The sequence below is a fragment of the Microbacterium sp. NPDC055903 genome, assembly GCF_053615555.1.
Genome location: NZ_JBSHCA010000002.1, coordinates 484,446 through 505,613 on the forward strand (window position 1 = coordinate 484,446; position 21,168 = coordinate 505,613).

General features: G+C 68.2%; 19 protein-coding genes and 4 tRNA genes. 12 read left to right on the forward strand and 11 right to left on the reverse strand.

The genetic code is table 11. The annotated features are described in order from the left end of the window. Positions 1-99: 99 nt before the first annotated feature. The gene (locus ACWGJP_RS11740; protein WP_452329968.1) at positions 100-861 is read left to right on the forward strand and encodes an SDR family oxidoreductase; all 762 of its coding nucleotides are present in this window, start codon (positions 100-102) and stop codon (positions 859-861) included. 50 nt (positions 862-911) lie between these two features. On the opposite strand, the gene ACWGJP_RS11745 is transcribed toward ACWGJP_RS11740, so the two are convergent. The 3 genes from ACWGJP_RS11745 to ACWGJP_RS11755 form a co-directional block, all read right to left on the reverse strand. Then, positions 912-983, reverse strand: a tRNA-Val gene (locus ACWGJP_RS11745). A gap of 30 nt (positions 984-1,013) precedes the next feature. Further along, positions 1,014-1,084: transfer RNA gene (locus tag ACWGJP_RS11750), tRNA-Cys, on the reverse strand. A gap of 54 nt (positions 1,085-1,138) precedes the next feature. Further along, positions 1,139-1,211: transfer RNA gene (locus ACWGJP_RS11755), tRNA-Gly, on the reverse strand. Between the two features lie 149 nt (positions 1,212-1,360). On the opposite strand from ACWGJP_RS11755, the gene ACWGJP_RS11760 reads away from it, so the two are divergent. After that, positions 1,361-1,436: transfer RNA gene (locus tag ACWGJP_RS11760), tRNA-Val, on the forward strand. A 70-nt stretch (positions 1,437-1,506) separates the two neighbouring features. Here ACWGJP_RS11760 and ACWGJP_RS11765 read toward each other — a convergent pair. Genes ACWGJP_RS11765 through ACWGJP_RS11775 form a run of 3 tightly spaced genes read right to left on the reverse strand, consistent with a single transcriptional unit; the run spans position 1,507 to position 4,405 of the window. Further along, the gene (locus ACWGJP_RS11765; RefSeq protein WP_452329969.1) at positions 1,507-3,045 is read right to left on the reverse strand and encodes a hypothetical protein; all 1,539 of its coding nucleotides are present in this window, start codon (positions 3,043-3,045) and stop codon (positions 1,507-1,509) included. Between the two features lie 35 nt (positions 3,046-3,080). Further along, positions 3,081-3,773, reverse strand: coding sequence for a hypothetical protein (locus ACWGJP_RS11770; RefSeq protein WP_452329970.1), 693 nt, complete (start codon positions 3,771-3,773; stop codon positions 3,081-3,083). Continuing rightward, a complete protein-coding gene (locus tag ACWGJP_RS11775) occupies positions 3,770-4,405 on the reverse strand; it encodes a hypothetical protein (RefSeq protein ID WP_452329971.1) in 636 nt (211 codons plus the stop codon). The genes ACWGJP_RS11770 and ACWGJP_RS11775 overlap by 4 nt, the downstream gene beginning before the upstream one ends. Before the next feature lie 189 nt (positions 4,406-4,594). Here ACWGJP_RS11775 and ACWGJP_RS11780 point away from each other — a divergent pair, with 189 nt between their 5' ends. Beyond that, positions 4,595-5,938: a cryptochrome/photolyase family protein gene (locus ACWGJP_RS11780; protein ID WP_452329972.1), complete on the forward strand. Its 1,344-nt coding sequence runs from the start codon at positions 4,595-4,597 to the stop codon at positions 5,936-5,938. A gap of 19 nt (positions 5,939-5,957) precedes the next feature. On the opposite strand, the gene ACWGJP_RS11785 is transcribed toward ACWGJP_RS11780, so the two are convergent. Beyond that, positions 5,958-6,560: a hypothetical protein gene (locus ACWGJP_RS11785; RefSeq protein ID WP_452329973.1), complete on the reverse strand. Its 603-nt coding sequence runs from the start codon at positions 6,558-6,560 to the stop codon at positions 5,958-5,960. A gap of 335 nt (positions 6,561-6,895) precedes the next feature. Here ACWGJP_RS11785 and ACWGJP_RS11790 point away from each other — a divergent pair, with 335 nt between their 5' ends. Together ACWGJP_RS11790 and ACWGJP_RS11795 are read left to right on the forward strand one after the other, a co-directional pair. Further along, the gene (locus tag ACWGJP_RS11790; RefSeq protein WP_452329974.1) at positions 6,896-8,857 is read left to right on the forward strand and encodes a vWA domain-containing protein; all 1,962 of its coding nucleotides are present in this window, start codon (positions 6,896-6,898) and stop codon (positions 8,855-8,857) included. Positions 8,858-8,868: 11 nt separating this feature from the next. After that, positions 8,869-9,378, forward strand: a complete 510-nt coding sequence (locus ACWGJP_RS11795; protein ID WP_452330376.1) for a prealbumin-like fold domain-containing protein — start codon at positions 8,869-8,871, stop codon at positions 9,376-9,378. Positions 9,379-9,435: 57 nt separating this feature from the next. Here the strand turns inward: ACWGJP_RS11795 and ACWGJP_RS11800 are convergent, their stop codons facing one another. From ACWGJP_RS11800 to zapE, 3 genes are all read right to left on the reverse strand, one after another. Next, the gene (locus ACWGJP_RS11800; protein WP_452329975.1) at positions 9,436-10,053 is read right to left on the reverse strand and encodes a type II toxin-antitoxin system PemK/MazF family toxin; all 618 of its coding nucleotides are present in this window, start codon (positions 10,051-10,053) and stop codon (positions 9,436-9,438) included. Positions 10,054-10,072: 19 nt separating this feature from the next. Next, complete coding sequence (locus tag ACWGJP_RS11805; protein WP_452329976.1) at positions 10,073-11,311, reverse strand: ammonium transporter; 1,239 nt, start codon at positions 11,309-11,311, stop codon at positions 10,073-10,075. 134 nt (positions 11,312-11,445) lie between these two features. Then, positions 11,446-12,480 (reverse strand): cell division protein ZapE, encoded by a 1,035-nt coding sequence (zapE, locus tag ACWGJP_RS11810; protein WP_452329977.1) that lies wholly within the window; start codon positions 12,478-12,480, stop codon positions 11,446-11,448. A 129-nt stretch (positions 12,481-12,609) separates the two neighbouring features. Between zapE and ACWGJP_RS11815 the strand changes: the two genes are divergently transcribed. Continuing rightward, positions 12,610-13,503 (forward strand): sulfurtransferase, encoded by an 894-nt coding sequence (locus ACWGJP_RS11815; RefSeq protein WP_452329978.1) that lies wholly within the window; start codon positions 12,610-12,612, stop codon positions 13,501-13,503. Between the two features lie 18 nt (positions 13,504-13,521). Beyond that, positions 13,522-13,953, forward strand: coding sequence for a SufE family protein (locus tag ACWGJP_RS11820; RefSeq protein ID WP_452329979.1), 432 nt, complete (start codon positions 13,522-13,524; stop codon positions 13,951-13,953). On the opposite strand, the gene ACWGJP_RS11825 is transcribed toward ACWGJP_RS11820, so the two are convergent. Further along, positions 13,937-15,106, reverse strand: coding sequence for an alpha/beta hydrolase family protein (locus tag ACWGJP_RS11825; RefSeq protein ID WP_452329980.1), 1,170 nt, complete (start codon positions 15,104-15,106; stop codon positions 13,937-13,939). The genes ACWGJP_RS11820 and ACWGJP_RS11825 overlap by 17 nt on opposite strands. Positions 15,107-15,131: 25 nt before the next feature. Between ACWGJP_RS11825 and ACWGJP_RS11830 the strand changes: the two genes are divergently transcribed. The 5 genes from ACWGJP_RS11830 (at position 15,132) to ACWGJP_RS11850 (ending at position 21,158) form a co-directional block, all read left to right on the forward strand. Then, positions 15,132-15,713 carry a DUF3000 domain-containing protein gene (locus tag ACWGJP_RS11830; protein WP_452329981.1) on the forward strand — a complete coding sequence of 194 codons (582 nt, stop codon included), beginning with the start codon at positions 15,132-15,134 and terminating at the stop codon, positions 15,711-15,713. Further along, on the forward strand, positions 15,706-16,899 hold the full coding sequence (locus ACWGJP_RS11835; RefSeq protein ID WP_452329982.1) for an HRDC domain-containing protein: 1,194 nt from the start codon (positions 15,706-15,708) through the stop codon (positions 16,897-16,899). Before ACWGJP_RS11830 ends, ACWGJP_RS11835 begins: the two co-directional genes overlap by 8 nt. Before the next feature lie 72 nt (positions 16,900-16,971). Then, positions 16,972-18,177 (forward strand): thiolase family protein, encoded by a 1,206-nt coding sequence (locus tag ACWGJP_RS11840; RefSeq protein ID WP_452329983.1) that lies wholly within the window; start codon positions 16,972-16,974, stop codon positions 18,175-18,177. A gap of 8 nt (positions 18,178-18,185) precedes the next feature. Continuing rightward, positions 18,186-20,333 carry a 3-hydroxyacyl-CoA dehydrogenase NAD-binding domain-containing protein gene (locus tag ACWGJP_RS11845; RefSeq protein ID WP_452330377.1) on the forward strand — a complete coding sequence of 716 codons (2,148 nt, stop codon included), beginning with the start codon at positions 18,186-18,188 and terminating at the stop codon, positions 20,331-20,333. A 141-nt stretch (positions 20,334-20,474) separates the two neighbouring features. Then, complete coding sequence (locus ACWGJP_RS11850; protein WP_452329984.1) at positions 20,475-21,158, forward strand: SPFH domain-containing protein; 684 nt, start codon at positions 20,475-20,477, stop codon at positions 21,156-21,158. Positions 21,159-21,168 lie beyond the last annotated feature (10 nt).

Below are 21,168 nucleotides of genomic sequence, written 5' to 3' on the forward strand. Positions count from 1 at the left end.
CTCCATCCTCGCGCGTCCGTCGTCCCTCAACCAGGGATCGCGGATCCCCCGTTCGACGGGTCTCTGCCGCATCTGCGACGGAGCTCTGACGATGGAGTCATGAACATCTCAGGACGCACCGTCTTCATCCCAGGAGCGACGAGCGGCATCGGCCTCGCTCTCGCTCTCCGTCTTCAGACCGCCGGCGCGACCGTCATCATCGGCGGTCGCCGCGCCACACTCCTCGACGAACTGCGCAGCGCGCACGGATTCGACACCGTAGCGATCGACGTGTCGGATGCCACGAGCATCACACACGCAGCGGAGAACGTGCTCACCCGGCATCCGGAGCTCGACACCGTCATCGCGATGGCAGGCATCATGGTCGCCGAGGACTGGCACTCCCCCGCGGGCTTCCTCGACACGGCGGAGCGCATCGTGGAGACGAACGTGCTCGGACCGATCCGCCTCATCGCTGCGTTCGTAGAGCACCTGCAGACCCGGCCGGATGCCGCGATCGTCACCGTCTCCAGTGGGCTCGCCTCCGTGCCGCTGCAGCCCACCCCGACGTACAACGCCAGCAAGGCGTTCGTGCACATGCTGAGCGAGTCCATCCGACTGCAGCTCGCCGACACGTCGGTGCGCGTGATCGAGCTCGTCCCGCCGGCGGTGCAGACCGATCTCATGCCCGGTCACCGCGAGAGCGAGACGGCGATGCCGCTGGATGCCTTCGCCGATGAGACGATGAGCCTCCTCACCGGAAGCGAGGACTCGCACGAGATTCTCGTCGAGCGCGTGAAGTTCCTCCGCTTCGCCGAGGTACGGGGCGAGTACGACCGCGTCGTCGGCGTGCTCAACGCGACGGACGTCCACGCCCGCTGACGTGCCACTGTACGAGAAAAGCCCCCGGGAGACCGGGGGCTTTTCGTCTGTGCGCGATACTGGGATCGAACCAGTGACCTCTTCCGTGTCAGGGAAGCGCGCTACCGCTGCGCCAATCGCGCCCGTAGGGGCTGTGTTCAATTGTGCCAGAGAGGTGGCGACGGGATTCGAACCCGTGTAAACGGCTTTGCAGGCCGGTGCCTAGCCACTCGGCCACGCCACCGCGAAGTGGATTCGAACCCACATGCCGAAGCCCCCGAAGGGGCTCCTGCACTCGAGCGGATGACGAGACTCGAACTCGCGACCCTCACCTTGGCAAGGTGATGCGCTACCAACTGCGCTACATCCGCATTTCGTTCCCGGCGTCCCGGGCACTTGTAAAACATTAGCCGATGATCTGCGGGACGCCAAACCAGACCCGGATCTCGCGCGTGTCTCGCGAAATGGTCATGAGCGCTCGAGAGCGTCCGGTAGTATCGATTCTCGACCCCAGGGTCTTGGGCGATTGGCGCAGTTGGTAGCGCGCTTCCTTCACACGGAAGAGGTCGTCGGTTCGAGTCCGGCATCGCCCACCAGAATAGGAAAGGCCCGCGGAATCCCGCGGGCCTTTCGTCGTCGACAGCCGTGGTGGATCGGGCGGACCGATCAGAGCCCGACCGCTCCCTCGACCTCTGCGAGCACGACTGCAGGCGCAGAGGACCGAGCGATCTCGCGATAGGCGCCGCGCTCGACGCGATACCCGACGATCTCGCCGTCTTCCTCCCGCACGGTCCAGTACAGGTCGATATCACCGACAGCGACGATCGTGCCGGCGCTTCGGCGCAGCACGTCGAGTCCTGCTCGTCGGGCGAGATTCTCGACGCGGTCAGCGAGTTCCTCGCGTGACAGCGCCCCTTCGGCGGGCGGTCGTGGCCCGAACTCGTCCAGGGCCGTTCGTGCACCGCGTACGAAGACCGCGTAGGCCTCAGCATCCGGAACCGCGCCAGGAGCGCGCAGCACCTGCTCGTCCGGCGCGACGAAGACGGTCTCCCGTTGGTCGGGCCAGACGACTGCGATCTCCTGGGAGCCGCCCGTGACCGCGTATCGCAGGCTCTGACGGTCGAACGGCACACCTCGCGCAACGGCCGTACGCATGAGCAGATCCCTCGCCCACGCCGCCCGGCGCATAGCCCCGCCACCCCACACCGCGAGCTCGTCCTCCGTGATCAGCGGAGCATCCGCGCCCTGAGCCGGCACTGCGGCGAAGCTCGATCCCGCTGCGTTGCGACCGCTCTCGCGCCGACGGAACTGCTCGAATGGCGTGCGCCGACCCGAGCGGAACATCTCCAGTGCCTCGTGCGGAGGTGCGCCCGATCCCGCGAACAGCACCGTCTCGTCCGCCGCGACATAGATCCGCCCGCCGCCGCGCACCGCGTGTGAGACGACGACCGCGCCGTCATCGGGCAGCGGTTCGACGGTCAAAGGTGCGTCCTCAGCGACCACCCGCCGCCAGTGCGAGATACCCACATCGATGAGACGCTGCTGATCAGCGGACAGCCCGCCAGCGGGCAGCTCCTCCCCCGCTGGTTCGCCCCGGCGCGCGTCATAGAGCACGACCCCCTGCGGGTCTCGGATCTCAATCACACCGTGCTCACGGTCGACGACCGCGGCGTAACCCACGGGGAGGCTGAGCGCCGCGACGGCCTCCGGTCTGAATGTGAACAGCTCGACGCAGCGGGCGATGTCACCCGCGAGCCGGTCCACGAGCGCATCGTCGAACGGCTCCCTGCCGATGAACCACTGCGTCGGCGAACCGATATCGATGCGCCGACACTCCAGCACACCCGACGTCTTCAAGACATCGACCGCCATGTACAGCGAATCACGCCAGTACGTCGGAACGATCTCCGTACCGCTGACCGCAGCGATGCGCCGCCACGCCGCGAGGACCCAGAGCACCTGTGTCACATCGTCACGACGAACGGTACGACGCGTGGACCCGCCGTCCTTCGACGTCGCGAGCAGTCGGTCGCCATGAGCATCGAAACGGATCCGATCCCACCCGAGATCGACCTCCCCGCCCTCGACCGCCTCGACACGATCATCGACGAGGCGGCGGATGAGCCGATCGAGTTCTTCCTCAAGCTGTTCGGATGCCCGGAACACGACCGCGCGCGCACCGAGCATCACCGTGCGCTCGATCACCTCACCCGTCTCTGGCGGACAGATCCCGACAGCGCTCACAACGCACCCCCTGCCAGAACTTCGCGATCACCTTCCCGCACAACCGTGCGCACGGAATCGCCGTCGACGATCGCCGCCACACCCACCGGAAGCGCGAAGCAACGCCCGACCGCACGCCGGGCACGCGCCACGCGCCACGCGGGGAGACGGACCAGCTGCTCCGGCCGCCACGGCACCGTCGACGTGGGCGGGAAGGGCTCGACGAACCACCCCGAATCCTTCGCCGTCGTGGTGTCGATCCGCGACAGCGACAGCATCGGATGACGCTCCCACTCCCGCACGCAGATGACATCATCGTCGAACGCGATCGCCGTTGCTTCCACACCCGCGGCCGTCGGCAGCGCGTCGAGCGCGCCCATGAACGAGATCGCGAGCGTGAGGTCCTCCTTCACCCCCTCGAAAGGATCCGTCTCGTAGTCGGGCGCGACGACGCGATATCCCGCATCCTCGGTGCGGAGACTCAGCGGCCCCCAACCGAAGGGGATTCTGAACCCGTCGCGCCATCGAGACTCGTGCTCCACGAACGTCGTCAGCACACCCTGGGCGAGCGCCTCGAGCTCGACCGCAACCGTGGCCCGGATACCGACGCCCGCCCCTGTCGCCGTCACGGTCACCGTCTCGACATGATCCACCGCGCTGATTCCTTTCGCTCCTGCGTCATCGGATGCTTCCTCCACCGTCGAACTCATTGCGAACCGGCCTCCTGCTCACGATGAGGGGAACCGCTCGCGAAGTTGGACCGCCCCCACGGCACAGCAGCCGCCCCGGCGACGACCGCCGACGTCGACCGGCCGGACTCGTCCTCGATCCAGACATGGATCCGCTGCGCGGCGAGGTCCTCGACGGTCTGCACGACGGTCTTCCCACGCGTGTTACAGGTTCCTCCAGACGGGAATGCCACCAGCGCACCGGACTTCACCCCTCCGGCCAGCGCGTCGAAGTCGGAGAGATCCTTGAATCGCGCGATCCGCCCGGAGCGAAGAACACCACCCGTCTCGAGATCGACCCACTCGAACGCGCGACGGAAAGCCCCTACCAGAGCCATCCCGGTCAGCACCCACAGCGCGACCGTCCAGACGACGACACCCACGATGACGACCGCAGGGCCGCGCGATGCCCGCACCGGGGCGAAACCGTCAGCCACGTCCTCCTGCAGACGCACGATCCACCCGGGGGCGACGATCGTGAACACGATGGCCGCAGCACCGAACACACTGGCGCCGATGAGGTAGGGGGTGCGCTTGCGGCGAGACGCACGTCGTTCGAACCTCGCAGGCTGCGCCGCGAGATAACCCTTCTCGATCTCGGCTAGCTTCGACACCGTCACCTACCGTTCCGAATCATCCGCGCAAGCATCCTGATCGATCTTGTTCAGCGACGTCGATCGCTCTGTTGCTCCACCGACCTGGACCGCGCCGACTTTCATGCTATGCGCGGGACGGTCGTCCTCCATCCCAAACGGATGGGGAGATGTCCCCATGCTCGCCACTGCGTGCACGAGAATGGGCGCATGCCGTCCCCTTCGCTCGTCTGGTTCCGCGACGATCTGCGTCTGGCTGACAACCCCGCCCTGAGAGCGGCCCTGGACAGGGACGAGCCGGTCATCGCACTGTTCGTCCTCGATGAGGTCTCACCGGGCATCCGTCCGCTCGGCGGCGCCGCGCGCTGGTGGCTGCATCACTCCCTGGAGTCCCTCGCCGAGAGGCTGCGCGACCGCGGAGGCGACCTGGTGCTCCGACGCGGCCGAGCAGCCGATGTCCTTCCGCGGCTCGTCGCGGAGACCGGCGCCGGCGCCGTCTTCTGGAACCGGCGGTACGGCGGTGCCGAGCGCGAGGTCGACACCGCGCTGAAGACCGAGCTGCGGGCGGCGGGCATCGAAGTCTCCTCCTTCTCCGCCTCGCTGCTCCACGAGCCGTGGACGGTGCAGACCGGGAGCGGCACGCACTTCTCCGTCTTCACGCCGTTCTGGCGGGCGTGCCTGAGCCTGCCCGTCCCGCGCCGCCCGCTGCCCGAACCGCGCGAGATCCCCGGTGCGCCGACGTCCCCGGCATCCGATGGGCTGTCGGACTGGGAGCTGCTGCCCTCGCGCCCGGACTGGGCGGGAGGGCTTCGCGACACGTGGGAGCCCGGCGAGCCGGCGGCGAAGCGGCGCCTGCATGCCTTCCTCACGGAGGATCTGCCGGTCTACGACCGCGCACGGGACGAGCCTTCCGCCGCAGCGACGTCACGCCTCTCCCCGTACCTCCGCTGGGGAGAGATCAGCCCCCACTCCGTCTGGCACGCCGCAGTCGAGGTCGACGGCGCCGCCGGCTTCCTGTCAGAGCTCGGATGGCGCGAGTTCGCCTGGCACACGCTCTTCCACTCCCCCGATCTCGCGACGGTCAACCTCCGCAGGGAGTACGACGCCTTCCCCTGGCCGGATGTGGATCCCGCGCACCTCGAGGCCTGGCGGCGCGGAGAGACCGGCATCGCGCTCGTCGACGCAGGCATGCGCGAGCTCTGGCACACCGGCTTCATGCACAACAGGGTGCGCATGGTCACGGCATCCTTCCTCGTGAAGAACCTGCTCATCGACTGGCGGCGCGGAGAGGAATGGTTCTGGGACACGCTCGTCGACGCCGACGGCGCGAGCAATCCCTTCAACTGGCAGTGGGTCGCCGGCTCCGGCGCCGATGCGGCGCCCTACTTCCGCGTCTTCAACCCCGATCTGCAGGCGAAGAAGTTCGATCCGCAGGGCCTGTACATCTCCCAATGGGCGTCGGATGCACCGGATTCGCCGATCGTGGACCTCGGAGAGACGCGCAAGGCGGCGCTCGCCGCCTATGACGTCGTCAAGCGCACGCCGCGCAGCTGACTGACCGCGTCAGGTCGCGTCAGCGTGCGAGCAGCATCTCGGAGTACCCGTCGACGTAGGAGGGGTACACGAACGGCCCCATGATCTGCTGGACGAGTCCGCCGTCAAGGCGATGACCTCCACCCATCGCCTCCGGATCCTTCGGCGGCAGGGGCACCCCGAGGCGCTCGGCGATGAATCCCGCCACAGCGCCGAGCCTGGCAGGTACGCCGTCCACGGCGTGCACGAGTGCGGGCGGATCCCCCATCCAGAGCACCCGGTCGAGCACCCGGACGAGATCGACCTCATGTATCCGATTCGTCCACCGCCGATGGTCCAAGGAGACACCTTCGCGCACGCGTCGGATGAGGAACTCCCGTCCCTCCCCGTAGATACCCGCCGGACGAACGATGACGGCGCCGAAGAGCTCTCGCGCGGCTCGTTCACCGTCCAGCAGTTCGAGAGCGCGATCGGTGCTCGGCGTCGGCTCATCCGATTCCGAGCGCATCCTGTCGTCGGATGCCCCGGCGAACACTCCCGTCGAGGACACGAAGACGGTGCGTTCCGGGAGCTCGGGAAGCGCCGTCCGGATGCTCTGCAGCACCCGCCGATAGTCACCGCTCTCGCCCGGCGGCAGCGTCACGATCAAGCGATCCGCGCGAGGCAGCACAGGCAAGACCGGGGCGCGGACGTCGGCGCGGAGGATCCGGACGCCCGAAGGCGGCTCGACAGCGCTCCGTCGTACCGCGACGACGCTCGCGCCCCCGCTCGTAAGACTCGGGGCGAGACGCCGCCCGAGTTTCCCGAAGCCGATCAAGAGGACCGTCGAGCCGGTGTGCACCGCATCCATCCCCTCACCCTGACACAGTTCGAGATCCTGCTCCCGCACCCGCGCCACCGCACCCGTCCGATGTTGCTCCGCCACTCCTCGGCTCCGTAGTCTGGAACCCCCACGATCCCCGTACAGATGAGGTCGCCATGAATGCGAAGCGGCGAACCAGCCGGCGTCGACGGGGAGTCGCGCTCGCGATCTCTGCGCTCAGCGCCCTTCTCCTGCCCTTGACGGCCATGCCGGCCGCTGCTCTCACGGATCCGACCCCTGACACGACGGTGATCCGCGTCAACATCGCGGACGTCCGGGTGAGCGCCGGGCTCACCCCCAGCGACATCGACTCCCGTTACACGGAGGGACAGACTCTCCTCCTCGCCGCCGACGAGTCCGGCGCCGAGCCTCTGGGCGACGCATGGGCCTCGTGCGTCACCGATGCCGACGGCATCTGCGAGTTCGTCGTCCCCGACACGCAGTCCGGCGGCGCGAACGCGGGTATCACGCCGTGGATCGTCTTCGGGGATCCCGTACCAGGCAGCGCCGCAGCGCTGAACACCTACGTCGTCGACTCCTTCTACACCTCCAATCGCACGGGCCAGCGCGGTCAGATCCCCTACAGCGTCCAGGTGCCCGCAGGAACGGTCACCGGCGGGGCGATCGTCGACCTGCCGGAGGCCGTCGACCCGGCCCTCGACACCGGGCTCACTCAGCGCGACACGTTCGGCAACCTCGGCTTGTCGCTGAACAACCCCGATCTCACCGACCAGTGCCGGCCGCTCCAGGTGGCGATCGTGTTCGATCTGTCCTCGTCGATCGGCGAGGCGAACCTGCCGCTCGTCAAGGAAGCCGGTCGCGCGCTGGTCGACGGTCTCGTGGGCTCCGGATCCTCCGTCGCGCTCTACACGTTCTCGCGCTACGCACCGTCCAACAACACGACGAACCACGCGCTCACCCCGGTCGATGCGCCAGGCGGTCGCGACGAACTCGTCGCCGACATCGAGTCCTACGTCACCTCCTCCGGCACGAACTGGGATCGCGGCATCGCGCAGGTCGCCGAAGACGCTCCGGACTACGACATCGCCTTCGTCCTGACCGATGGCTTGCCGGACAAGTCGGGCTTCCCGTACATGCCGGCATCCTCGACCTTCCCCCAGCGCTTCGCCGAGGTGGACCAGGGCCGCTTCTCCGCCAACGAGCTCAAGGCCGAGGGAACCCGTGTCTTCGGCATCGGGATCAACCTCGACGACGCGACGTCGGTTCCCTCGCAGCCCGAGAGCTCGATCCAGGCCATCAGCGGCCCCAACGAGTACCCCGAGTACCCGGTGACCCAGGCCGACTACGCCGGCGTCGACTGGGACCGTCTCGTCTCCCTCACGAGCGAGCTCATCGACGAGATCGTTTGCCGAACCGACGTGACGGTGCACAAGACCCAGATCGACCGCGAGGGCGTCTCCTCTCCGGGCGAGGGCTGGCACTTCGACATCGCGTCGTCGAACGCGGATGCCGTCATCGACCCTGCGGACGGCGTGACCACCGACGAGAACGGAACCGCGACCGCCGACATCACGACGACGGGCACGGCCGCAACTGACGTCACGATCACCGAGACACCGCAGCCGGGGTGGGAACTCGCCGACGTCACGTGCACGGTCGACGGCGAGCCGATCGCCGTCGACGTCGCAGAACAGGTGACTCTCCCCCAGGTCTCGCCGGAGTCGCACGCGGAGTGCTTCTTCACGAACCAAGACATCCGCGTCGAGTCGACGCTGACCGTGCACAAGGTCGAAGCAGCCGGAACCGGCGACCGCCCCGGGGCGGGCTGGTCGTTCGACGCGACGGCCACCGGCGAGGGCGTCCAGATCGACCCGACCGGCGCGCTGGTGACGGATGGTGAAGGGTCGGCGACGGCGGTCATCGCGTCGCCGGACACACCGTTCGACCTCGAGCTCACCGAGGCACCCCAGGACGGCTGGACGTTCGCCGACGTGTCGTGCACGGTCGACGGAGCTCCCGTCGCCGTGGACTCGGCGGAGACAGTCTCGCTCTCTGATGTGCCTGCGGGCTCGACTGCGTCTTCGTCAACACCGAGGATCCGCTCAGCTCGACGCTGACGATCGAGAAGATCGAGCTCCTCGACGGTGTCCGTGTTCCAGGCGGCGGATGGACGTTCGACCTCGATGCCGAAGGAGTGGAGTTCGCTGCTGGTGACTCGCTCACCACGGGCGATGACGGCATGGCATCCACCGTCGTCACCGCGCCGAACCGCCCCTATGAGCTCACGATCAGCGAGCAGGACGAGGCGGGCTGGACCCTCGACTCTGTGACCTGCACGGTAGCCGGTGCCGCTGTCGACGTCGACCAGACGGCCACGATCACCCTCAGCGGAGTCGCCGCCGGCGCAGACGTCCACTGCACCTTCGTCAACACGGACGATCCGGAGGTTCCCGGAGTCCCCGAGGGCCCGGATGACAACGAGGACGGCGGCGCGGATCCAGGGCAGGACCCGGACGACGATGCACAGGGCGAGCTCGGCGTCACAGGTGCCGAGCCGGCCATCGGCGCAGCACTGCTGGGCGTCGCGCTGCTGCTCGGTGGTGCGACCATCGTCACAGCGCGTCGTCGGCACAGCTGAGCGGACGACGCGTCGCGCGGCAGACGCCGTTGGACTCGTCCGCCGCGTCGGCGCCCGTCAGCGCGCGCGTCGCCATCCGTAGCGCTTCGCGAGGGCTCCGGCGACACGGTCGTAGCGTGCTGCGTCGAGCGCGGCGGCTTCACGCCTGAGCCCGTCGTCGTGCACGCTGTACAGCTGCTCGACGTCGACCCAGCTCTCGCGGCCCTGGGAATCCCACGCTCCGGTGCCGATCGACAGGTAGTCCCGATCTCCCTCGTGGGCCCTGCTCGTCATCCTGACCGCGTACACCCGTGAGCCCGACTGCCGCCCGATCACGAGCACGGGCCTGTCTTTGCCGCGTCCGTCGTTCTCCTCATACGGCACCCACGTCCATACGATCTCCCCGGCGTCCGGCGCGCCGTCCCGCTCCGGTGCGTACTGCAGGACGAGGTCGTCGATGCGCGCCGGCGAGATCCTCATCGTCTCGGTCCCATGGCCCTGTCCGCGCTCTGACGTCTCTGCCGCGTCGACAGACCCCGCATCGGTGCCGTCGACGCGGAGCGTGGCTCGCTTGACCGGGGAATCGCGAACAGCCGAACGCCCCGGCTCCGTGTCAGGAGTCCGGGACGTCCGGCTGTTCAGCAGTCCGAGGACGATGTCCGAGACCAGGGCGAGGATGCTCTTGGAGGAACTCACCCGGTCACACTATCGGGGCTCAGGCGTCGACGAGCGCGTAGCCCTCCTCGCCGTGGACGACCGAGTCGACTCCGGCGATCTCGTCCTCGTTCGTGATGCGGAAGCCGATCGTCTTCTCGATCGCGAAGCCGATGATGAAGGCGACGACGAAGGAGTAGATCAGCACACCCAGCGCCGCGATGACCTGGACGGCCAACTGACGGGCGTCGCCGCCGACGAACAGGCCGGTGCCGGTGGCGAAGAAGCCCAGGTAAATGGTGCCGATGAGGCCACCGACGAGGTGGATGCCCACGACGTCCAGCGAGTCGTCGAAGCCGAGGCGGAACTTGAGCTCGACCGCCAGGGCGCAGACGATGCCGGCGACGGCACCGAGCAGCAGCGACCAGCCAGGCGTCAGGTTGGCGCAGGCGGGGGTGATGGCGACGAGACCGGCGACCGCACCGGAAGCGGCTCCGACCGATGTCGCCTTGCCGTCCTTGATGCGCTCGATCAGGATCCAGCCGAGGATCGCCGCGGCGGTAGCGCCGAGCGTGTTGAGGCCGATGAGTCCGACCCCGCCCATGTCCTCCGCGAGCCACTCGGCACCGGCGTTGAAGCCGAACCAGCCGAACCAGAGGATCGCCGCGCCCAGCAGGGTCAGCGGGACGTTGTGCGGCTTCAGGATTCCCTTCTGGAAACCGATGCGCTTGCCGAGGACGAGCGCCAGGGCCAGGGCCGCAGCACCCGCGTTGATGTGCACAGCCGTGCCACCGGCGTAGTCGATGACTCCGATGCCACTGTCCTCACCGAACATCGTCGAGCCGAGGCTCATGATCCAGCCGCCGCCCCACACCCACGCGGCCACCGGGAAGTAGCCGACCGTGGCGAAGACGCCGGCGAAGATCAGCCAGCTGCCGAACTTCGCGCGGTCGGCGATCGCGCCGGAGATCAGGGCGATCGTGATGATCGCGAAGGTGGCACCGTATGCCACGCCGATCAGGGCGACGTTCGAGCCCTCACCCGACGCGAGGCCGGCGAGACCGAAGTCCGCGAAGGGATTGCCGGCGAAAGCCGTCGGGCTGTCCACCGCGCTCATCGAGAAGCCGAAGAGAATCCACAGCACGGCGACGAGACCGATCGAGCCGAAGCTCATCATCATCATGCTGACCACGCTCTTCGCCTTGACGAGACCGCCGTAGAAGAAGGCGACGCCTGGCGTCATCAGCAGGACCAGCGCAGTCGCGGTAATACCCCACGAGATGTTGCCGGGAGCATCCATAGGAAAACCTCACATCCGAAGTAGTTGAGAGCTTCAGTGTGTCGACGCCCGATTTCGGAAATGGGTGAGGTTTGTTTCCGCGCTGTTACAGGCGCGGCTCTCCTGTGAACATCCCGTTACGCGGATCTGCGGTCTTACGCAGAATGCGTGAGCGCATTCAGGCGCGAGATCGCCCTGAGGTACTTCTTGCGGTATCCGCCGGCGAGCATCTCCTCGGAGAACACCTCGTCGAGGCTCCGCCCTGTCGCGATGATCGGCGTCTGGGCGTCGTAGACCCGGTCGACGAACGCGACGAAGCGCAGCGCCTCCGACTGATCGGTGAGCTGGCGGACGTCACGGAGCCCGACGAGACCGATGCCGTCGATGAGCCGGATGTATCGCGAGGGATGGACCGCGGCCAGATGACGGATCACGTCGTCGAAGACGTCGTCGGATGCTGTGCCTGCCGGCGCGGCTTCCAGCCGTTCGCCGTAGGCCGCCTCCTCGAGGACCACGGAGTGCCCGTCGATCGCGCGCTGACGGAAGTCGACGCCGTCGATGCGCAGCGTCTGGAAGCTGTCCGCCATCGCATGGATCTCGCGCAGGAAGTCCTGCGCGGCGAAGCGCCCTTCGCCGAGCGCGTTCGGCGGGGTGTTCGACGTCGCCGCAAGACGCGTCCCCGTGGCGGCCAGCTCGCCGAGCAGGCGCGTCATCACCATCGTGTCGCCTGGATCGTCGAGCTCGAACTCGTCGATGCAGAGCAGATCGGCCCCGCGCAGCAGATCGACGGTGTTCTTGTAACCGAGAGCGCCGACGAGCGCGGTGTACTCGATGAACGAGCCGAAGTACTTGCGCCTGGCCGGCATGGCGTGGAAGACGGAGGCCAGCAGGTGCGTCTTGCCGACGCCGAATCCGCCGTCGAGGTAGACGCCGGGCTTCATCTCCGGCTCCTTCGGCGCCCTGCGGAAGAACCCGCCGCGTTTGACCGGGGCCCCGCGTCCAACGAACGTCTGCAGAAGCGCCTTGGCCTCCTCCTGAGACGGATACGCAGGATCGGCACGGTAGGTCTCGAACGTCGCCTCGTCGAACTGCGGAGGAGGGACGAGCCCGGCGAGCATCTCGGGCCCAGTGACGACGGGGGTCCGGTCGGAGAGGCGGACAGTGGCCGCGCGGGGCGTCGTTTCGGTCATGAGGTCCTGTGTCGCAGTCTTACGGAACCGGTGCGCAGCGCGCCGGACGGATCTATCGTCGAAGGGGTCGGCACAACACTACGCCGTCGCAGCCCGAGCCTTCGCCCGCCCACCACCGAGGAGCGCCCCGTGACCATCGAGTTCGACACATCATCCGCGAAGTTCGCCGAGTACGCCGAGCCAGGCCGGCTCGTGACCACGGAATGGCTGGCAGCGCATCTCGGGGAGCCGGGGCTCGTCGTCGTCGAATCCGACGAGGACGTCCTGCTCTACGAGACGGGGCACATCCCCGGTGCGGTGAAGGTCGACTGGCACACCGAGCTCAACGACCCCGTCGTACGCGACTACGTCGACGGCGAAGGCTTCGCGCGCCTGCTGAGCGCCAAGGGCATCTCCCGCGACGACACCGTCGTGATCTACGGCGACAAGAACAACTGGTGGGCGGCGTACGCCCTCTGGGTGTTCTCGCTGTTCGGTCATGAGGACGTGCGGCTGCTCGACGGCGGTCGGGATCGCTGGATCGCCGAGGGCCGCGAGATCACCACCGCCCCTGCCGAGCGCGCCGCGACGGACTACCCCGTCATCGAGCGTGACGACTCCGTCCTGCGTGCCTACAAGGACGACGTCCTCGCTCACATCGGCAACCCCCTCATCGACGTGCGCTCACCCGAGGAGTACAGCGGAGAGCGCACGACGGCTCCCGCGTACCCCGAAGAGGGCACGCTCCGCGCCGGCCACATCCCGACCGCGCAGAGCGTGCCGTGGGCGAAGGCCGTCGCCGAGGACGGCGGGTTCCGCAGCCGCGCGGAGCTCGATGCCATCTACCGCGATGGCGCCGGTCTCCGCGACGGTGACGAGGTCGTCGCTTACTGCCGTATCGGGGAGCGCTCCAGCCACACCTGGTTCGTCCTCAAGCACCTGCTCGGATTCGAGAACGTGCGCAACTACGACGGTTCATGGACCGAATGGGGCAGCGCCGTGCGCGTTCCGATCGTGACCGGGAGCGAGCCGGGCTCCCTGTGAGCATGTGAGAATTCTGGGATGAGCACCGCGCAGGTTCCCCCCGCTCTCGCAGAGATCCGCGACGACTTCCTGGAGCTGCCCGAAGCCGAACGGCTCCAGCTCCTGCTCGAGTTCTCGGGCGAGCTCCCCCCGGTTCCGGACGAGATCGCCCAGCACCCGGAGATGTGCGAGCGGGTCGCAGAGTGCCAGTCCCCCGTCTACATCTCTGTGGAGGTCACCGACGGCGTCGTTGCGATGCATGCGACCGCGCCGCCGGAGGCTCCCACGACGCGGGGCTTCGCCAGCATCCTCGTGCAGGGGATCACAGGACTCTCCGTCGACGATGCTCTGGCGATCCCCGACGACTACCCGCAGACGATCGGTCTCACCCGCGCGGTCTCACCCCTGCGCATCAGCGGCATGACCGGAATGCTCATGCGCGCGAAGCGACAGATCAGACAGAAGCGCTGAGGTCCTGTGCCTCGAGCCAGTCCGTGATCGCCCTCGTCCAGCCCGCCTGATCGTAGTTCCACAGCTTCGTGTGCCTGGCGCCGCTGAAATGCGGCATGGTGACGATGTCCGGCCGAGCCTCCGAGAGGGCGTGCGAGGCGTCAGCCGGCACGAACCCGTCGTCGTCGCTGTGCAGGATGAGGATCGGCACCTCCAGCTCCGCGGCTCGGGAGACCATGTCGAGACGGTCGAACGGGATGGGCTCCTCCGCCCCGCCCCAGCGCGCCGTGACAGGCGACGACAGCAGGCCCATCGCCAGATCGGGGAAGGGCTCGCGCACGCCCATCCCCCGCGCCTGGAAGCGGAGCACCGTGCGCCAGTCCACCACGGGCGATTCGAGCACGAGGCCGGCGATCGCGCCTCTGCTGCCCGATGAGACGGCGGCCTGGAGGACGAGCGCCCCTCCCATCGACCAGCCCATCAGGATCACGCGCCGCGCGCCATGCCTCAACGCGTACGCGATAGCGGCATCGACGTCGCGCCACTCTGACGCACCGAGGGCGTAGGAGCCTCCGCGGCTGCGCGGTGCCTCTCCGTCATTGCGATACGACACGACGAGGCTCGTCATCCCCTGCGCATGGAAGACCGGCACCGCTCTCAGGCACTCGGCCCTGGTGACACCGCGGCCGTGGACCTGGATCACCCAGACGTCACCGGCCGGCGCGTCCGCCGAGGCGGGGAACAGCCACGCAGGGCACGGCCCGCTGGGCGAGCCGATGAGGACGTTGTCCCATGGGAGATGCAGCTCGCGCGGTGAGCTGTAGTACCACCCGCTGAAACCGGCGGATCGATCGATCCTGGCCCCGGGATCGATCTGCGTGAGGAGCTTGCGACGCACTTTCTTGGCATCCGCGGACAGCACGGCACCGAGCTTCACGTAGCCGTGGGTTCCCGTCGTGAACAGGCCGTACCGACCGGGGAGCTCGGTATCGGCGGTCCGCGTCAGCTCGATCGTCTGCGCGCCGGTGTCGACCCCGAGGATCTCGGTATCCGTGCCCCGTCCGGCCGGGGTGACCACCCGCCGCGCGAGCGCCAGCACCACGACCCCGACGGAGGCGACGAGCGTGAGCAGGGCGAGGACGATGACGGTGACGGCGTGCCTGATACTCTTCATCGCTTCCTGACTCTAGCCTGTTGGCGTGACCGCACATCCCGACGCCGGCGCACTCTTCGAGAAGGCTGCCGCAGAACTGCGCGGGACGACCTTCCGCTCCGATATCACGGTGCGCGAGATCCCGTCCCCTCAGGGCCTCGCGCCGTACGCGATCGCGTTCGCGGCCGACGTCCGTCCGGACGATCACGGCGACTCGATCTACGGCACCGCGCGCTTCGTGCTGCTGCACGACCCCGAGGTCCCCGACGCCTGGGACGGAGCCTGGCGGATCGTCGCGTTCGCGCAGGCCCCCCTCGAGCCGGAGATCGGAACCGATCCGCTGCTCGCCGATGTGACCTGGTCCTGGCTGGTCGATGCGCTCCAGTCACACGGCGCCCGCTACCACTCCCCCTCGGGGACCGCGACCAAGACGCTCTCGAAGGGCTTCGGCGGCCTCGCCGCGGAAGGAGACGGCGCGCAGATCGAACTGCGCGCATCCTGGACTCCTGAGGAGCCGTTCCGCCCGCACACGGAGGCATGGGCGGAGTTGGTCGGTATGCTCGCAGGGCTCCCCCCTGGATCAGAGAACATCGCCGTCTTCGGCGCACGAAAGGCGGCTCGTGACTGAGTACACCGTGATCGACGACCGCGACGAGTTCCTCCGTTCGGTCACCGCACTCGCCGCAGGCACGGGCCCGGTCGCCGTTGATGTGGAGCGGGCGTCCGGCTTCCGGTACTCCCAGCGGGCCTACCTCGTACAGGTGTTCCGCAGAGACGCAGGCGTCTTCCTCTTCGATCCGCCTGCACTCGACGATTTCGCGCCCCTGCAGGAGGCGATCGGCGACGTGCAGTGGGTCTTCCACGCGGCCAGCCAGGATCTGCCCTCCCTTCGGGAGCTCGGCCTCGAGCCGCCCTCGATCTTCGACACCGAGCTGGCCTCGCGGCTCCTCGGTCACGAGCGCGTCGGACTCGCCGCCGTGGTCGAGGAGGCGCTGGGCATCACCTTGAAAAAGGAGCACTCCGCTGCGGATTGGTCCACGCGTCCCCTTCCGGTCGCGTGGCTCGACTACGCAGCACTGGACGTCCTGCACCTGATCGATGTGAGCGAGATCCTCGCGGAGGAGCTCGCAGCCCAGGGCAAGAGCGAGATCGCCGCGGAGGAGTTCTCCGCGACCCTGACGCGCGAGCCGAAGCCTGCCAAGAGCGAGCCGTGGCGACGTCTGAGCGGTCTCCATCAGGTGCGCGGTGCGCGCAACCTCGCCGTGGCGAGGGCGCTCTGGCTCGCCCGCGAGGAGTACGCGAAGGAGCAGGACGTCTCTCCCGGCAGGCTCGTCCCCGACCGGTCGATCGTCGCCGCCGTCGTCGCCGCTCCTGCGAGCAAGCAGGCGCTCGCCGGCATCACCGCGTTCAACGGTCGCGCCAGTCGCACGCAGCTCGATCGATGGTGGGCCGCGATCGAACAGGGGCGCGCCGAGAAGGACCTCCCCCGCGAGCGGGTCCCCAGCGATGCGCTCCCGCCCCCCAGGGCCTGGGCTGATCGCAACCCGGAGGCGGATGCCAGGCTGAAGGCCGCAAGGCCCGCGGTCGAGGAGACCGCCGTCGCGCTCAACATGCCGACGGAGAACCTGCTCACGCCGGAGCATCTGCGCCGCGTGGCCTGGACGCCACCGGGCGAGACCCCCGAGGAGATCGGCGCCGCACTCGCCGCGCTCGGCGCACGCCCCTGGCAGATTGCGCACACCGCACAGAAGATCGCAGCTGCCTTTGTAGAAGCAGCGCAATCGGCCGGAGAAGGCCCGGCGGACGCTTCGTAGGTTCGAACCAACCGATTCCCGCGGGTCGGACCCTGCTCCTAGGCTGGCATCATCCCAACCCCAGGAGGCAGAGTGGCCGAGATCTCGGACGTCTACTTCGTCGATGGCGTGCGCACCCCGTTCGGGCGCGCCGGCGAAAAAGGCATGTACTGGAACACCCGCGCGGACGACCTCGCCGTCAAGGCGACGATCGGGCTCATGGAGCGCAACCCCGGTGTCCCCGCGGACCGCATCGATGATGTCGCGATCGCCGCGACGAGTCAGACCGGCGACCAGGGGCTCACACTCGGGCGGTCTGTCGCCATCCTCGCCGGCCTCCCGCAGACGGTTCCCGGTCTCGCCATCGAGCGCATGTGCGCCGGAGCGATGACGAGCGTCACGACGATGGCGGCGTCCATCGGGATCGGCATGTACGATCTCGCCCTCGCCGGCGGCGTCGAGCACATGGGTCACCACCCCATCGGCGGCAACGCCGACCCCAACCCGCGCTTCGTCGCGGAGAAGATGGTCGACCCCGGTGCGCTCAACATGGGGGTCACGGCCGAGCGGATCTTCGACCGCTTCCCGCACCTCACGAAGGAGCGCTCCGACCGGTTCGGGATGCTCAGCCAGCACAAGGTCCAGGCGGCATACGACGCCGGAAAGATCCAGCCCGACCTCGTCTCCGTCGCCATCAAGGGCGCTGACGGTGCCTGGGGCCTCGCGACCGAGGACGAAGGACGCCGCCCGCAGACCACGATGGAGGATCTCGCGGCGCTGAAGACGCCGTTCCGCCCCCACGGACGGGTCACGGCCGGCACGTCCTCGCCACTCACCGACGGGGCGACGATGTCGCTGCTGGCAGGCGGCGGCGCCGTGAAGGAGCTCGGTCTCGCACCCAAGATGAAGCTCGTCTCGTTCGCATTCGCCGGTGTGCAGCCGGAGATCATGGGCATCGGGCCGATCCCCTCGACCGAGAAAGCGCTCAAGAAGGCCGGTCTGAGCATCTCGGACATCGGCCTGTTCGAGCTGAACGAGGCCTTCGCCATCCAGGTCATCTCACTGCTCGACCACTTCGGCATCGCCGACGACGACCCGAGGGTGAACGCCTGGGGCGGAGCGATCGCGCTCGGTCACCCGCTGGCGGCATCCGGGGTGCGCCTGATGATCCAGCTCGCCGCCCAGTTCGCCGAGCGCCCGGATGTGCGCTACGGCCTGACCGCGATGTGCGTCGGCCTCGGCCAGGGCGGATCGGTCATCTGGGAGAACCCGTTCTACGACGGCAAGAAGAGGAAGTGAGTGCGGCAGTGACCGGCTACGAGGACATCGACTTCTCCCCCATCCTGGCGCTCACCGACGACGAGGTCGTCACGCACTCCCCCGTGCGCGACATCCGCCTCGCCTCGGGCAAGGTGCTCGCCCTCATCACGCTCGACAACGGCAGGGATCACACCCGTCCGAACACCCTCGGCCCTGCGACGCTGGTGGAGCTCGGCGCGACGCTCGACGGCCTCCGCGCACGCGCCGCGTCCGGTGAGATCCACGCCGTCGGCATCACCGGCAAGCAGTACATCCTGGCCGCCGGTGCCGATCTGTCCGACATCAGCAAGGTCGGCTCCCGCGACAACGCGAGACTCATCGCCCAGCTCGGCCACAAGGTGATCGGAGGGCTCGGTGAACTCGGCGTGCCGTCCTTCGCGTTCGTCAACGGTCTCGCGCTCGGCGGCGGCCTGGAGATCGCGCTGAACAGCACCTACCGCACGGTGGATGCCTCCGCGGCCGCAGTGGCACTCCCCGAGGTGTTCCTGGGCATCATCCCCGGCTGGGGCGGCGCGTATCTGCTGCCGAACCTGATCGGCATCGAGAACGCGCTCGAGGTCGTGATCTCCAACCCGCTCAAGCAGAACCGGATGCTCAAGCCGCAGCAGGCGTTCGACTACGGGATCTTCGACGCGATCTTCCCCGCCGCGAACTATCTGGAGAACTCGCTCGCCTGGGCGGATGGCGTACTGAGCGGCACGACCAAGGTGGAGCGCAAGAACGAGCCGGGCAAGATCGAGCGGCTGACCAAGTGGCCGATCGCGATCAAGGTCGCGCGCGGCATGCTCGAATCGAAGATCGGCACCGTTCCGAAGTCGCCGTATGCGGCCCTCGACCTGCTCGACAAGGCCAAGGGCGGCACGAAGGCCGAAGGGTTCGCGCGCGAGGACGAGGCTCTCGCCGAGCTCGTCACCGGCGACCAGTTCGCGGCGTCCATGTACGCCTTCGACCTGGTGCAGAAGCGCGCCAAGCGCCCCGTCGGCGCCCCCGACAAGGCTCTCGCGCGCAGGGTCACGAAGGTCGGCATCATCGGTGCGGGCCTCATGGCCAGCCAGTTCGCGCTGCTGTTCGTCCGCAAGCTCCAGGTGCCGGTGCTCATCACCGACATCGATCAGGCCCGCGTCGACAAGGGTGTGGCCCACATCCACGAGGAGATCGGCGCGCTGGAGGCGAAGGGACGCCTCGATGCCGACACCGCCAACAAGCTGCGGGGCCTCATCCGAGGAACGGTCGACAAGAGCGAGTACGCGGATGCGGACTTCGTCATCGAGGCCGTCTTCGAGGAGGTCGGTGTCAAGCAGCAGGTCTTCGGCGAGATCGAGAAGATCGTCGCCGCAGACGCGATCCTGGCGACGAACACCTCTTCTCTCTCCGTCGAGGAGATCGGCGCGAAGCTGGAGCACCCGGAACGGCTCGTCGGGTTCCACTTCTTCAACCCGGTGGCGGTCATGCCGCTCATCGAGATCGTGAAGACGCCGGTGACCAACGAGCAGGCGCTGTCGACGGCGTTCGTCGTCGCGCGCAGTCTCGGCAAGAATGCCGTCCTCACGGCGGACGCCCCTGGCTTCGTCGTGAACCGGCTCCTCGCGAAGGTCATGGGCGAGGCGGCACGCGCCGTCTACGAGGGCACTCCCGTCTCCGAGGTGGAGAAGGCCTTCGGGCCGCTCGGTCTGCCGATGGGCCCCTTCCAGCTCATCGACCTCGTCGGCTGGAAGGTCGCCGCCCACGTGCAGGACACGATGGTGAGCGCCTTCCCCGAGCGGTTCTACGCGAACGAGAACTTCCATGCTCTGGCGGAGCTCGACCAGGTCGTGGAGAAGGACAAGGGCGGCCGTGTCACCGGGTGGACGAAGGCGGCCGAGAAGGCGCTCAAGGGCGCCGTCGGCAAGAGCCCGGCATCCGCCGAGACGATCCTGCGCCGTGTCCAGGACGGCCTCGCCCAGGAGATCCGGATCATGCTCGACGAGCATGTCGTCCCCGAAGTCGAGGACATCGACCTCTGCCTGATCCTCGGCGCCGGCTGGCCTTTCATCGACGGCGGGGCATCCCCGTACCTCGACCGCGAGGGGGCGAGCGAGCGCGTCTTCCAGGGCACGTTCCACACCCCGCCGATCCGCGGCATCGCGCACAGCTGAACGCACGGATGCGGGCCCGGTCGTCTGACCGGGCCCGCATCCGTGCGATCCGGGGAACGCAGGGCGAAATCACGGTGAACTCCTCGTACAGAAGACCCTTCGCGCACAGGTGAACGCCCGGTATCGGCCAGAGTGGGACGCATGGACACGTTCCTCTCGTTCTTCAGCGTTCCTGGTATGTCCGGCCTCCTGAAGACCGGCACGGCGATCCTCACCGTGCTGCTGGTCGTCCCTGCACTGCTGAAGCTCTTCCTCGTCACGATCGACGAGGGCTGGGCGGCGATCCGCACCCGCAACGGCAAGCCGATCATCCGGCGCCCACGGGGCGTGCCGGGCGCCGCAGGCGAGGTCGTCGTGCTCTCGCCAGGCACCCACGGCGCCTTCCCGATGTTCTACTGGTACAAGCTCATCGACGTCCGATGCCGTGCGACGGACCTGCCGGCCAGGCAGCTCACGGGCTCGGCGGGGCACCAGCACCTCGTGCACGCCTCGTTCGAATGGCGCCCCGTACCGACGGGGCGCGCCTTGCGCGTCTTCGAACTGGACGTCGTGAACGTGACCGAACGCGCCGCGAACATCGTCGGCTCCGCCATGCGCGATGTCGTCCGCGGCATCCCCGGCGAAACGCTTCCGGCCAACGCCGAGCTCGGCGTCCAGGTTCTCACCGCCTGCGCGGAGACGGCGCTGCGGGACTGCGGCGTCGAGATCGTGCGCGTGATGATCACCGGCGACGCGTTGACCGACGGCTATCTGCTCTCCGAGGCGCTGCGCGCGACCGACCGCGACCCCGCCGAGGCGGTCGCCGCCCTGCACGCGCTCAACTGACGCTCAGGCG

Bases quoted from the DNA above. Each gene is read 5' to 3' on its own strand.
- ACWGJP_RS11740 (WP_452329968.1), top strand. From the start codon at position 100: ATGAACATCTCAGGACGCACCGTCTTCATCCCAGGAGCGACGAGCGGC.
- ACWGJP_RS11770 (WP_452329970.1), bottom strand. From the start codon at position 3,773: ATGAGTTCGACGGTGGAGGAAGCATCCGATGACGCAGGAGCGAAAGGA.
- ACWGJP_RS11780 (WP_452329972.1), top strand. From the start codon at position 4,595: ATGCCGTCCCCTTCGCTCGTCTGGTTCCGCGACGATCTGCGTCTGGCT.
- ACWGJP_RS11790 (WP_452329974.1), top strand. From the start codon at position 6,896: ATGAATGCGAAGCGGCGAACCAGCCGGCGTCGACGGGGAGTCGCGCTC.
- ACWGJP_RS11805 (WP_452329976.1), bottom strand. From the start codon at position 11,311: ATGGATGCTCCCGGCAACATCTCGTGGGGTATTACCGCGACTGCGCTG.
- zapE (WP_452329977.1), bottom strand. From the start codon at position 12,480: ATGACCGAAACGACGCCCCGCGCGGCCACTGTCCGCCTCTCCGACCGG.
- ACWGJP_RS11820 (WP_452329979.1), top strand. From the start codon at position 13,522: ATGAGCACCGCGCAGGTTCCCCCCGCTCTCGCAGAGATCCGCGACGAC.
- ACWGJP_RS11825 (WP_452329980.1), bottom strand. From the start codon at position 15,106: ATGAAGAGTATCAGGCACGCCGTCACCGTCATCGTCCTCGCCCTGCTC.
- ACWGJP_RS11850 (WP_452329984.1), top strand. From the start codon at position 20,475: ATGGACACGTTCCTCTCGTTCTTCAGCGTTCCTGGTATGTCCGGCCTC.